7 protein-coding genes are annotated in these 7520 nt (G+C 45.0%); all 7 read right to left on the bottom strand.

Going from position 1 to position 7520, the window contains the following annotated elements:
• Positions 1–754 (bottom strand): ThuA domain-containing protein (locus tag AAC033_RS01355; RefSeq protein WP_339734561.1); only part of this gene is annotated, 754 nt, incomplete at its 3' end.
• A 91-nt stretch (positions 755–845) separates the two neighbouring features.
• On the bottom strand, positions 846–2489 hold the full coding sequence (locus AAC033_RS01350; protein WP_339734559.1) for a sodium ion-translocating decarboxylase subunit beta: 1644 nt from the start codon (positions 2487–2489) through the stop codon (positions 846–848).
• A gap of 15 nt (positions 2490–2504) precedes the next feature.
• Complete coding sequence (locus tag AAC033_RS01345) at positions 2505–2930, bottom strand: biotin/lipoyl-containing protein (protein ID WP_339734557.1); 426 nt, start codon at positions 2928–2930, stop codon at positions 2505–2507.
• 27 nt (positions 2931–2957) lie between these two features.
• Entirely contained in the window at positions 2958–3323 is a 366-nt protein-coding gene (locus AAC033_RS01340; RefSeq protein ID WP_339734555.1) for an OadG family protein, read from the bottom strand.
• Between the two features lie 10 nt (positions 3324–3333).
• The gene (locus AAC033_RS01335) at positions 3334–4893 is read right to left on the bottom strand and encodes an acyl-CoA carboxylase subunit beta (protein WP_339734553.1); all 1560 of its coding nucleotides are present in this window, start codon (positions 4891–4893) and stop codon (positions 3334–3336) included.
• Positions 4894–4917: 24 nt separating this feature from the next.
• Positions 4918–5322, bottom strand: coding sequence for a methylmalonyl-CoA epimerase (gene mce / locus AAC033_RS01330; RefSeq protein WP_339734551.1), 405 nt, complete (start codon positions 5320–5322; stop codon positions 4918–4920).
• A 186-nt stretch (positions 5323–5508) separates the two neighbouring features.
• Entirely contained in the window at positions 5509–6816 is a 1308-nt protein-coding gene (locus tag AAC033_RS01325) for an acetyl-CoA hydrolase/transferase C-terminal domain-containing protein (RefSeq protein WP_339734549.1), read from the bottom strand.
• Between the last annotated feature and the right edge of the window lie 704 nt (positions 6817–7520).

The following is a 7520-nucleotide window of genomic DNA, read 5'->3' as shown; positions in this document are numbered from 1 at the left end:
ACCTTCTTCCCGCCCAGTTAACCGCTCCGGCGTAATGCGCCTGAATCTTAGGATCCTGAAAAGCTTCGTGGGTGTGTCCGAATACTGAATAGAAAGAACGAATGCCATCAAATTCCTGCCACCAGATCAGTGGGTGGTCTTCCATTTTCCACTTGTCGTTATCTGCCTTGGTAATGGTCGATTCGTCCAGACGTGCCAGTACATGTACCTTTTCGCGTGGATTGGACTTGAAGCTGTACCACTCATCAAAGGTGGTGTAGCTGTCCATTCCTTTAAACGGTTCCATGGAAGGGTGGTCGAAATCTTCAAAAATAACTTTTCCTTCCTGTGCCGGAGGATGGGTCAAAAAGTAGGCACCGTTTAATTTTCCGTACCACTCCCAATCATATTCGCAATCAGCCGAAGCATGGATACCAACAAAGCCTTTGCCGGTTTCCATAAAGGTTTGAAAAGCTTTCTGCTGTTGCTCACTGAGTACGTCCTGTGTTGGATTTAAAAAGACCACCACATCAAAATTAACCAGGAAATCCACTGTAAATAGCTTGGCGTCTTCGGTAGCCGTCAGGTTCCAGCCTTCTGTTAGGGCCAGGTCGCTAAACATTTTAATTCCACTTGAAATGGATTGGTGTTTCCAACCAACAGTTTTGGAGAACACCAACACGTTCAGTGTTTTTGTCGGAAAGTCTTTACTGGGTTGTGTGTGCGCCGTAAAAAGGAAAGCAATAGCAATCAAAGCGAGGATAAATTTCTTCATTGGTATGGTTTTTTTAGGTTTACGAATACAATAATACAAAAAAAGGTTGTTCCCTTTCGAGAACAACCTTTTAAATTATTGAAATGGCTTTTTACATCAAAAAACTGAGCAGGATCCCCGCACCAATTGCTGAACCAATTACCCCTGAAACATTGGGGGCCATAGCATGCATCAGCAAGTGGTTGGTTGGATCTTCTTTCAGTCCCATGGTTTGCACTACGCGGGCGCTGTCGGGAACGGCAGACACACCAGCAGCTCCAATCATAGGATTGATCCGGTTCTCCTTTTTATAGAACAGGTTCATAATTTTCGCACCAATAACACCTCCGGCAGTTGCAATAACGAATGAAACTGCACCAAGAATAAAGATTTTAATGGATGAAGGAGTCAGGAAAATATCGGCTTGCGTGGATGCGCCAACGGTGATTCCGAGCAAGATAGTAATCGTGTTGATCAGGGCAAAGTTTGCCGTATCAGCCAAACGTTTGGTGACTGTCGACTCTTTCAGCAAGTTTCCGAAGAACAACATACCCAGCAGCGGAAGGGCTGAAGGTGCAATGTAAGCTGTTAGAATTAAACCAACAATGGGGAACAATATCTTTTCCAGTTTGGAAACTGCCCGTGGAGGTTTCATCCGGATCAGACGCTCTTTCTTGCTGGTCAGCAATTTGATGACTGGTGGTTGAATTACCGGAACCAAAGCCATGTAAGAATAAGCAGCAATCGCGATGGGTCCAATCAGGTTTTGAACAACTTGACCATTGGCCATGACGTTAACACCATTGGCCAGCTTCGATGAGATGAAGATCGCAGTAGGACCATCAGCGCCACCAATAATACCAATGGCACCCGCTTCGGGTGGAGCAAAGCCCAGCCAAAGTGCTCCCAAAAAAGTCAGGAAAATACCAATTTGCGCGGCTGCTCCCAGCAACATCAGCTTAGGATTGGAAATGAGCGACGAGAAGTCAGTCATGGCACCAATGCCCAGGAAAATGAGCGGTGGATACCAGCCTTGAACCACCCCTTGATACAGGATGTTCATCACCGAACCAGGCTCGTAAATTCCCAGTTTCAGGTTGAAGTCAACAGCCTGAAACATCGGAATGTTACCAATCAAAATTCCAAAACCAATCGGCACCAACAACAGCGGTTCAAAGTCGTATTTAATAGCCAGAAAGATAAAGATGAACCCAATACACATCATCAGCATGTGCTTCCAGGTGGCATTGGCAAAACCGGAGAACTCATAAAAGTTAAACAAACCCGAGATAGCACCCGAATAGTTTTTGTATTCGTAGCCATCGCCCGTCAGCTTGCCATTGTTCAAACTTAACTCACGCTTGCCCAGGTCCAGCAATTCGTCTGTGGTTACATACGCGTTGGTTTGGGCATTCGGATCCATATTCTTGTTCAGATGGGTCACCACCTTTGGATTGAAATCCATGACGATCTTTCCGTCGTCTAGGTTCCATTTGCCTGAATAGCGTTGTTTCAGCGAATCCATCGTGAAGGTATAGTCGCTTGAAAAAGAAAGCGTTTTGTAGCGCTTGGCCGAATCAAAATCTTCCTTTTTATCTACTTTGGGATTGAATGTTGGCGAAGCCACGTAACCGTCGCTTCGGTTAATCCATTTTCCGCTTATGATCGTCTTCGCTAAATCACTGTTTTCATCAGCCCTCATAAAAGAGGGGAGAAGTAACAGTAACGCAGCGATTATAAGGCCTATTTTTTTCATTATTCGCAGGGTCTTTTAGCTAATTTCCAATAAAACATCATCCTGTAAAACGGCATCTCCTTCTTTGACTTTGATGACAGAAATTTGGCCATCTTTTTCCGCAAGGATCTGATTTTCCATTTTCATGGCTTCCATCACCAGCAGTTTGTCGCCCGATTTCACCTGGTCGCCAACCGCAACATTGATTTTGAAGATGGTCCCCGGCAGGGGCGCTTTTACAGTGGTTCCTCCTCCTGATTGTTGTTTTTTAATCAGGCCTTCGCCAGGTTGCTGAACAACCGGTTTACGCACGAGCCTTGGTGTTTTGGTCGATTTCACTTCGCCTTGAATGACGACTTCGTACTTCGTACCGTTCACTTCGATGGTGGCAATGTTGTCCTCGATCTCTTTGATATGGACATCGTATTCATCGCCGGTTATGGTAAATTTATATTTTTTCATTTGTTATCTTATTTAGCAATACATGGGTTATCGCGGCCAGTTGTTGGTCACACTATAAATTTTTGAACTCCAGGGCGAATAGGCTTTGCGAACCTTTTTAATAGTTACAATATTGCTTTCTTCGTCGTGTTGATTTTTGAAATAGAGAAAAAGAGCCATGCCAATGGCAGCTGTCACATTTCCTTCAATGTGGCATTCTTTGTCCTTATCTTCACAGTGGTGCTTTTTAGGCTTCTGTTGTTTCTTTTTGAAGTTCATGTTGATCAGCTTCGGAAGACGCAAAAATACAATGACCAAAAGGGCCAGAGCGACAAATACGATCATAAAGCCAACCAAGGCAACAGTCCAGCCGAAATCCATGAGTGGTGACAAAAAGATTAGTAGATTATTCATACTTATTCGGTTATAATGGAATGTTTGAATGTTTCTTTGGTGGATTGACCAGTTTTTTCGTGGCCAGACTTTGAAGTCCGCGAATAATACGGATTCGGGTGTTTCTCGGTTCAATCACATCGTCAATGTATCCGTAAGCAGCAGCTTGGTATGGGTTGGCAAACTTTTCCTTGTACTCGATCTCGTGTTGGGCTTTGAATTCAGCCCGTTCTTCCGGATCTTCAATTGACATGAGTTTGCGTCCTTCCAGCACTTCAACAGCTCCGGCAGCGCCCATCACTGCAATTTCGGCCGATGGCCAGGCGTAGTTTAAGTCGCCGCGCAGTTGCTTGCACGACATCACATCATGTGCTCCACCGTACGATTTACGAAGGGTAATGGTAATTTTTGGAACAGTAGCTTCGCCATAGGCAAACATCAGTTTGGCACCATGAATGATAATTCCACCGTATTCCTGTCCACTTCCGGGCAAGAATCCGGGAACATCAACCAAGGTGATGATGGGAATGTTGAAACTGTCGAGGAAGCGAACAAATCGAGCCGCTTTTCTTGAGGCTTCAATATCCAATACCCCGGCGAGGTAGTTGGGTTGGTTGGCAACAATACCAACGGGTTGTCCGTCGAATTTGGCGAAACCTACAACGATGTTCTTCGCGTAGTTGCGGTGTACTTCCAAAAACTCACCATAGTCAACCAGCGAATAAATCACGTCTTTCACGTCGTACGGCTGGTTCGGGTTATCCGGGATAATTTCATTCAGTGAATCTTCCAGGCGGTCAATAGGATCGTCGCACTCGGTTGTCGGTGCATCTTCCAGGTTGTTTTGCGGAAGGTACGACAGCAGTTTGCGTATCACCAAAATTCCTTCTTCTTCATTTTCAACCAGGAAGTGCGAAACACCTGATTTAGAAGCGTGAACTTTACCACCACCCAAATCTTCGATGGAAATGTCTTCGCCGGTAACCGTTTTCACAACTTTTGGTCCGGTAACAAACATATAAGAGTTTTCCTCGGTCATCATGATGAAGTCGGTAAGGGCAGGAGAGTAGACGGCGCCACCGGCACAAGGGCCGAAGATGGCGGAGATTTGTGGAATCACCCCTGAAGCCAAAATGTTGCGTTCAAAGATTTCGGCATAACCTGCCAAGCTGGTTACTCCTTCCTGGATTCGAGCACCGCCACTGTCGTTGATTCCGATAACCGGCGCGCCAACTTTCATGGCCATGTCCATCACTTTGCAGATCTTTTGTGCAAAAGTTTCAGAGAGCGAGCCTCCAAATACGGTGAAGTCCTGCGAGAAGACGTAAACAACGCGTCCGTCAATGGTTCCGTGTCCGGTGACTACACCATCGCCCATTACTTTGTTTTTTTCCATGCCAAAGTTGGTACAGCGATGAGTGACAAACATGTCGAACTCTTCAAAGCTGCCTTCGTCGAGCAGCATTTCAATGCGTTCGCGGGCGGTAAATTTACCTTTGTCGTGTTGGGCTTCAATTCGTTTGATGCCGCCGCCAAGCTTGGCTTCCGCACGCAACTCAATTAGTTTGTTGATTTTATCTTGATTGCTCATTATGTAGTAATAAATGTTTGGTTTTTATTTTTCGCTGCAAAACTCGGTCAATACACCGAGGGTTGATTTAGGATGTAAAAATCCGATGTTTAAGCCTTCGGCTCCTTTTCGGGCGGTTTGATCAATCAGCTGAATGCCGTTGTCCGAAGCTTGTGTCAAGGCTTCATTCACGTTGTCGACGGCAAAGGCCAGGTGATGAATTCCCTGTCCTTTCTTTTCAATAAACTTCCCAATCGGGCCTTGCGGATCGGTCGACTCCAACAATTCAATCTTGGTGTCACCTACCTTAAAAAAGGCGGTTTTCACTTTCTGGTCGGCTACTTCTTCAATCGCGTAGCACTTGAGCCCCAGTACCTTTTCATAGTACGGAATGGCTTCTTCCAAGCTGTTGACTGCAATTCCAATGTGTTCAATATGTGTTACTCCCATGATCGATTATTTTTTATAAAGTGATTATTTTGAGTTTTAATGTGGATCAATGGCTTGAATGCATATTTTTAAACAAATTGCTCAAAAATTCGAAAAAGAAAGAAAAAAAATTGACGCTTTTGTTTCGCTATGCAAACTTAACAAGAGGCAGGTGATCGTCCTGCCTCTTGACCTGTTCTATGATTGTTATTTTTCTTGTACAAAATGAAAGTGTGAACCAAAACGCTCAAAGGCAGCCTTGTCCAGCTCTTCGCGGTGGGCAGGGTGTGCAATTGAAATTAAAAGACGGGCGCGTTCCTGCATGGTTTTACCATATAAGTTAACCGCTCCATGCTCCGTAACCACCCAGTGCATGTTGGCACGGGTACTCACTACACCTGATCCGGGCATCAGAATAGGGCTGATTTTGGAAACCCCTTTGGCTGTTACGGATGGTAAAGCGATAATGGGTTTTCCGCCTCTTGAATGGCCTGCGCCACGGATAAAGTCAATCTGTCCGCCAACACCAGAGTAATGTTTAATTCCGATTGAATCGGCACAAACCTGGCCGGTCAGGTCAATAGCCAGTGCAGAATTGATTGCAGTCACCTTATCGTTTTGACGAATCACATGAACATTGTTGGTATGGGCCACATCCATCATGGCCACCATCGGGTTATCATCAATAAAGTCATACAATTCTTTTGTCCCCATCAGGAACGAAGCTACCATCTTGCCTTTGTCAATGGCTTTGTGTTTTCCGGTTACCACACCTTTTTCGACCAACGGAAGAATCCCATCAGCAAACATTTCGGTGTGTACTCCTAAGTCTTTGTGGTTTCCCAACTGTGCCAATACAGCGTTTGGAATTCCACCAATACCCATTTGCAGGCAAGCGCCATCTTCCACCAGCTCAGCGACATTCTTACCAATCTGAATGTCGGTGTCTGTTAGAGGAGCCATGCCGTGGGCGTAAAGGGGGCTGTCGTCTTCAACAAACAAGTCAATTTCATCAATGCTGATCATGGCATCGCCCCAGGCTCTTGGTACGTTAGGGTTAACGGCTGCAATCACCACGTCGGCACATTCAATAGCCGCTTTGGTGGCATCAACCGAAGTACCCAGCGATACAAAGCCATGCTTGTCGGGTGTTGAAACCATAACCATAGCCACATTCACTTTCAGGTAGCCTTCGCGAATGAGCTTTTGTGTTTCGCTCAAAAACACCGGGATGTAATCGGCATAGCCAGCCTGGGTTTGCTTGCGCAGGTTTCCGCCAACAAAAAATTGTTCCGAAACGAAAATGCCTTCAAACTCGGGGTTGGCATACTCAACATCGCCTTCAACGTGAATGTGCTGGATTTTTACATCGTAAAGTTCTCCGGAACGTCCGCGCTCAACCATTGGTCTGATCAGCGTATGGGGTGTGACAGCCACACTGCTGAGGTGAACACGATCGCCGGATTTTATGACTTTTACTGCTTCTTGTGGAGTAATGTATTTTATTTGCTTCATAATAGTGAATTAGAATAAATAGTGCTCTGAAGTTTGCCGCAAATATAAAGATTTCTCCAGCAACGGTCAGTGAATAAATCCTTATTTAAAAGGGGTCTACACAAGGACGCCCTTTTGTAAACTCAATGTTAAGGAAGAACGAAAAAGTCGCAGTTTTCAGGCGCAGTCGCCTTTCGTTTTATCCAACCACCAGGGATAAACGATCTTAATGACCAATAACCATCTCGTGAAATTCCAAAATCTATGTTCCAAATTCTAAAGGTCCAACCATGGGTATTGGGATCGAGATTGCTGACGGAAAAATTAAACACAATGACTCGAAGGCACGAAGAATTTCCCTGGAAGGGGAGAATAAAGTGTTCAGTCGTTTTCAGTTTTATCAAGTATCCAACATCGAGCATCTCCAATCTTCCATTTTCCAACTTGCTGGCAGATCCCGAAACGAGTTAAGGACTACTCATCAAGCAGGCATCCAGTTCCTGTCTTAACCACAGTGGTACACAGACGGATTCATAGCCATTGAGCAGATTGATTTCTTTGATTATAGTGGGGCCGTTTACGGGTCACTCTAAATTCTTAGGGTGGAAATCTGAGCTGCAAGATCAAACAATCTTCTAATAGAACCTTTTTTCTTCTTCCTTAAACCTTCGAAGCTAGGGATTAACATAGAAACCACAACCTTATTGACCTTATTTGACGAAGAC

The organism is uncultured Sunxiuqinia sp., from assembly GCF_963974515.1.
Lineage (GTDB): Bacteria > Bacteroidota > Bacteroidia > Bacteroidales > Prolixibacteraceae > Sunxiuqinia.
Note: the sequence above shows the minus strand (reverse complement) of the source record. Positions and strands in the feature narration are given on the sequence as shown.